Source organism: Flavobacterium sp. FPG59 (assembly GCF_002150205.1).
Taxonomy (GTDB): Bacteria; Bacteroidota; Bacteroidia; order Flavobacteriales; family Flavobacteriaceae; genus Flavobacterium.
Window position 1 is genome coordinate 1 of record NZ_MTCA01000213.1, and the last position, 5,288, is coordinate 5,288.

Genomic DNA, 5,288 nt, shown 5'->3' on the forward strand with positions numbered 1-5,288 from the left:
ATTAAAAACTATTTCATTTGTATAATAAAGTTTGGCACAGTTCGTGAATAGAATTAAAAATAACAACTAAAATTTATATAACCATGAAAAATATTACTCTATTTTTAGTATTCATCGGGATGATGACACTACAAAGTTGCGAAGTTACAGAAGTGTACGAAGACGGTCCAAGGACTGAAGTTTTTGAAGTAACAACCTCGTTTGGGTCTGTAAATAATTATAGTAGAATCATAGATTTTGATAGACCAATAGGTTCATTTGATTCGGTTTTAGTATATCATTTATTTGATGTAGTTAATGGTGATGATGTGTGGAGGTTGATGCCTCAAACGTATTACTTAGATAACGGCAGAGAGCTAGATTATAACTTTGATTACACTAGGTTTAATGTGAATGTGTTTTTAACATCGAATTTTAATTTGAATACTTTATCATCAGATTGGACTATAAACCAGACTTTTAAAATAGTAATCATTCCTGATGGATTTGCGAAAACAGTAAATAAGAATGATATTAACGCCGTCATGTCAGCCCTAAAAGTACAGCAAAGCGATGTTAAAAAGATCACATTGTAATTTAAATTACATTCATAAAAAAAAGGAAATCGAAAGATTTCCTTTTTTTATGATCAACAAATAATGTTTTATACTTCGGTTTCTTTGTTTTTGTATAATGAAACTCCAATACCAATTAGAAGTGCAAGAGCAATAAAAGCTAGTGAAGCCCATTCTGGTAGTTTTATAAAATCGTGCAACAACATTTTAAGTCCTACAAAGCTTAAAATAGCAATAAGACTGTATTCTAGATAGCTGAATTTAGCTAACATGTTGGCTAAGAAAAAGTACATAGATCGCAATCCTAATATAGCAAAAATATTAGAACTAAAAACCAGAAAAGGATCATTTGTAATGGCAAGAATAGCAGGTACGCTATCTATAGCAAAAACAACGTCCATAACTTCAATAACAATTAGTGCAACAAACAAGGGGGTTGCAGCTGTAATATGTCTTCTTTTTACAAAAAAATGTTCTTTGTCTATGTGATTAGAAATTGGAATGACTTTTTTTAATGCCTTGTAAACAAAAGATTTTTTAGGTTGAAATTGTTCATCCTCTCCACTAAAAAGCATTTTTGCAGCGGTATAAATAAGAAACAAACCAAAGATGTAAGTCATCCAGGTGAACTTATTGATAAGCATAACACCAAAGAAAATCATTAAACCTCTAAAAATAATGGCACCTAATATACCCCAAAACAAAACGCGGTGCTGGTATTTTTGTGGAATTTTAAAAGCAGCAAAAATTATGGCAATCACAAATATATTGTCAATACTTAAGGAGAGTTCAATTAAATACCCCGTAATAAATTTCATGGCAGCAGCACCAGGTTTAAGTGTATCTGGGTTTGCTATGTAATTTGTAGTGTATAACCAATACACCACTCCAGAGAATAAAAACGATAATGTAACCCATATTGCAGTCCATTTGCCAGCTTCTTTTGAGCTAATGATATGCGGGTTTTTATTAAATACTCCCAAGTCTAATGCTAGAAAAATTAGAACTGCTACTAAAAAAGAGATCCAAACAATCATAAAAGTTATTTTAAAATGTTACACAAAGATACTTCTAGAATCTTGAAACAAGAAGTTTATTAGAAATAAAGTTAAGCGCAGTAATTCTTTGAAATTAGTGTAAAAAAAATGCCTTCGTTAAGGAAGGCATTTTGATTCAAAAAATATAGTATTCAATATTACAAAGCAGAGTTTACTGTTTTGATAATTCTAGCTGCAATTTTGTATGGGTCACCGTTTGAAGCTGGTCTACGGTCTTCAAGCCATCCTTTCCATCCTTTTTGAACAGTCATTAAAGGAATACGTATTGAGCAACCCCTGTCTGAAACTCCATAAGAGAAATCGTGAATTGAAGCTGTTTCGTGCTTACCTGTTAAACGCAAGTCATTGTAAGCACCATATACTGCAATGTGTTCAGCTGTTACAGGTCTAAAAGCTTCACATATTTTTTCATAAATTTCTTGAGAACCACATGTTCTTAAAACTTCGTTTGAGAAGTTAGCATGCATTCCAGATCCATTCCAATCTGTATCTCCTAGAGGTTTTGGGTGGTATTCAATATAGTAGCCGTATTTTTCAGTCAAACGATCTAATAAGTAACGTGCTACCCAAATTTCGTCTCCTGCTTTTTTAGCACCTTGAGCAAACAATTGAAATTCCCATTGGCCACAAGCCACTTCTTGATTGATTCCCTCAAAGTTGATTCCAGCTGCTATACAAAGGTCTGCATGTTCTTCAACAAGTGCTCTTCCGTGGGTGTTTTTTCCACCTACTGAGCAATAGTACATTCCTTGTGGTGCAGGATAACCGCCAATTGGAAAACCCAAAGGCAATAAAGTTTTGGTATCCATGATAAAGTACTCTTGTTCAAAACCAAACCAAAAATCACCATCATCATCTATAGTTGCTCTTCCGTTTGAAGCATGAGGAGTACCATCTGCATTCATAACTTCGGTCATAACAAGATATCCATTAATACGAGTAGGATCAGGATAGATTGCTACTGGTACCAATAAACAATCAGACGAACCACCTTCGGCTTGTCTTGTAGAGGAACCGTCAAATGACCAGTTTCCTATTTCTGCAAGAGTTCCTTGAAAATTTTCGTGCTCTTCAACTTTAGTTTTACTTCTAAGGTTTTGTGTTGGTTCATATCCATCTAACCAAATGTACTCTAATTTAATTTTTGCCATGTCTTTATAGATTTACTTCGTAAAATTGCTGGCACAAAAGTAAAATATTTTTTTAAATAGTGTAAAAATGGGGGTGTTTTTTATTTTAAATGATATAATATTTTTCAAAACGGTATTTTTATAGGGGGTGAATTAAAAAATATGTATTTTTGCAGGGCTTAATTATGTAAATTCATAAAGTACTTCCTTTTATTTTTTATGCAATTATTGAGTATATTTGATTTTGATCTATTGGATTTAAACTAATTTTAAAAAAACGAAACATGCCAACATTACGTTTTCAAGCTTTGAGAGAAGCATCGACTAGAAAGCCCGTTCAATTTGATGAAACAGGTAGAAAATCAATAATTTTTGGTTCAAATGTCTTTAATGAAAAGGCAATGAAGCAATACCTAACTTCGGATGCTTTAAAAGGAATTCAAAGTGCGGTACAACACGGAACCAAAATTGACCGTAAATTAGCAGATTACATTGCTATGGGGATGAAAGAATGGGCACTTGCAAAAGGAGTAACCCATTATACACATTGGTTTCAGCCGCTTACAGGAACAACTGCTGAAAAACACGACGCTTTTTTTGAAACATCTCATGACGGGAGTGATCCTGTTGAAAAATTTGGTGGTGCACAATTAGTTCAACAAGAACCTGATGCTTCCAGTTTTCCAAATGGAGGAATCAGAAATACATTTGAAGCCAGAGGATACACTGCTTGGGATCCTACATCTCCAGCGTTTATTTTTGGAACGACTCTTTGCATACCTACTGTTTTTATTTCGTACACGGGTGAAGCTTTAGATTATAAAACACCGCTTTTGCGTGCGCTTATGGTTATGGATGAAGCAGCAACAGAAGTTTGTAAATATTTTGATAAAAATGTGAAAAAAGTGACCGCCACTTTGGGTTGGGAACAAGAATACTTTTTGGTTGATAGTGCATTAGCCAATTCTCGTCCTGATTTAATCATGACTGGAAGAACACTTCTTGGACACACTTCTGCAAAAGGTCAACAGCTTGATGATCACTATTTTGGATCAATTCCTACACGTGCGCTTACGTACATGAGAGACTTGGAGCAAGAGTGTATGCTCCTTGGAATTCCAGTAAAAACACGTCATAATGAAGTAGCACCCAATCAATTTGAACTAGCACCCATTTTTGAAGAAACCAACTTAGCGGTTGATCACAATTGCTTGTTGATGGATGTGATGCAAAAAGTAGCCGAACGTCATGACTTAAAAGTATTATTTCATGAAAAACCTTTTAAAGGTGTGAATGGATCTGGCAAGCACAATAACTGGTCTTTGGCAACAGATACTGGCGTTAATTTGTTGAGTCCAAGCAAAACTCCTATGAGTAATTTACAGTTTTTAACCTTTTTTATCAATACTATTAAAGCTGTTAATGATAATGAGTCTTTACTAAGAGCAGCCATTGCATCAGCTAGTAATGATCATAGGCTTGGCGCCAATGAAGCTCCTCCAGCTATTATATCAGTATTTATTGGAGAGCAATTAACAAAAGTATTGGCAGAACTTGAGGGGGTAACAGCTGGAAAGTTATCACCAGAGGAAAAAACAGATTTGAAATTGAACGTAGTAGGGAAAATTCCAGACGTACTTCTTGACAATACAGATAGAAATAGAACCTCACCTTTTGCTTTTACAGGAAATAAATTTGAATTTAGAGCTGTAGGTTCAACTGCAAATTGCTCTAATGCCATGACAACATTAAACGCTATTGTTGCTAAACAATTGAGAGACTTTAAAGTTGAGGTAGATGCCTTAATTGACTCGAAAGACATGAAAAAAGATGATGCTATTTTTAATGTCTTGAGAGAGTATATCAAGCAATCTAAAAAAATTCTTTTTGAAGGAGACGGTTATAGCGAAGAATGGGAAGTTGAAGCAAAAAAACGCGGTTTAAGTAATTTTAAAACTACGCCCGAAGCTTTAAAAGCTAGAGTTTCAAAGCAGTCGCTAGACTTGTTCTCAGAGTTAAACATCATGAATCATGTTGAAGTCGAAGCACGTTATGAGATTGAATTAGAGGAATACACTAAAAAAATACAAATAGAAGGAAGGGTTTTAGGTGATATCTCTAAAAACCATGTGATACCAACAGCTATTAAATACCAAAACACATTAATTGCTAATGTAAAAGGATTGAAAGATATATTTGGTGCTGATTTTGAAACTATTGCTAAGGAGCAAATTAATCTTATCAAAGAAATTTCGGGACATATTGAAGGAATAAATTCAAAAGTTGAAGAAATGACAGATGAAAGAAGAAAAGCAAATACACTAACAAACGCTCAGGAAATGGCCGAAGCATATTGTAATAAAGTAAAACCTTATTTTGAGATTATTAGAAATCATTGTGATAAACTAGAGTTACTAGTTGATAACGAAATTTGGACCTTGACTAAATATCGAGAATTGTTATTTACAAAGTAAATTAAAGTTTATAACATATTCTTAATTGCAAAGTAAGTCCACATGATAAGAAAATGCCTCTCTGTTTTAGAG

4 protein-coding genes are annotated in these 5,288 nt (G+C 33.8%); 2 read left to right on the top strand and 2 right to left on the bottom strand.

The window, feature by feature from the left end; genetic code table 11:
* The first annotated feature begins 83 nt into the window (after positions 1-83).
* The gene (locus tag FPG59_RS13580) at positions 84-575 is read left to right on the top strand and encodes a hypothetical protein (RefSeq protein WP_086455126.1); all 492 of its coding nucleotides are present in this window, start codon (positions 84-86) and stop codon (positions 573-575) included.
* A gap of 68 nt (positions 576-643) precedes the next feature.
* On the opposite strand, the gene FPG59_RS13585 is transcribed toward FPG59_RS13580, so the two are convergent.
* Both FPG59_RS13585 and FPG59_RS13590 read right to left on the bottom strand, forming a co-directional pair.
* Positions 644-1,591 (bottom strand): TerC family protein, encoded by a 948-nt coding sequence (locus tag FPG59_RS13585; protein ID WP_086455127.1) that lies wholly within the window; start codon positions 1,589-1,591, stop codon positions 644-646.
* A 158-nt stretch (positions 1,592-1,749) separates the two neighbouring features.
* A complete protein-coding gene (locus FPG59_RS13590; RefSeq protein WP_086455128.1) occupies positions 1,750-2,763 on the bottom strand; it encodes a glutamine synthetase beta-grasp domain-containing protein in 1,014 nt (337 codons plus the stop codon).
* A 263-nt stretch (positions 2,764-3,026) separates the two neighbouring features.
* Between FPG59_RS13590 and FPG59_RS13595 the strand changes: the two genes are divergently transcribed.
* Positions 3,027-5,216, top strand: coding sequence for a glutamine synthetase III (locus FPG59_RS13595; RefSeq protein ID WP_086455129.1), 2,190 nt, complete (start codon positions 3,027-3,029; stop codon positions 5,214-5,216).
* Positions 5,217-5,288 lie beyond the last annotated feature (72 nt).

Excerpts from the sequence above, each read along its gene's own strand:
- FPG59_RS13590 (WP_086455128.1), bottom strand. The coding sequence starts at position 2,763 with ATGGCAAAAATTAAATTAGAGTACATTTGGTTAGATGGATATGAACCA.
- FPG59_RS13585 (WP_086455127.1), bottom strand. The coding sequence starts at position 1,591 with ATGATTGTTTGGATCTCTTTTTTAGTAGCAGTTCTAATTTTTCTAGCA.
- FPG59_RS13595 (WP_086455129.1), top strand. The coding sequence starts at position 3,027 with ATGCCAACATTACGTTTTCAAGCTTTGAGAGAAGCATCGACTAGAAAG.
- FPG59_RS13580 (WP_086455126.1), top strand. The coding sequence starts at position 84 with ATGAAAAATATTACTCTATTTTTAGTATTCATCGGGATGATGACACTA.